1 rRNA gene is annotated in these 226 nt (G+C 47.8%); it reads left to right on the top strand.

The features are described from left to right. Positions 1 to 226, top strand: a 23S ribosomal RNA gene (locus ACYQ2O_RS13875); the annotation flags it as partial.

Raw genomic sequence — 226 nt, 5'->3', positions numbered from 1 at the left:
GGATGCCTTGGCACTAGGAGCCGATGAAGGACGGGACGAACACCGATATGCTCTGGGGAGCTGTAAGTAAGCATTGATCCAGAGATTTCCGAATGGGGGAACCCATCACTTTTCATCAAGTGATATGTTTATAGTGAATACATAGCTATAGACAAGGTAGACGTGGGGAACTGAAACATCTAAGTACCTGCAGGAAGAGAAAGCAAACGCGATTCCCCGAGTAGCG

It is taken from the genome of Alkalibacterium sp. m-11, from assembly GCF_054658155.1.
The sequence above is the reverse complement of the archived record's forward strand: the minus strand, read 5'-3'. Positions and strand labels throughout refer to the sequence as shown.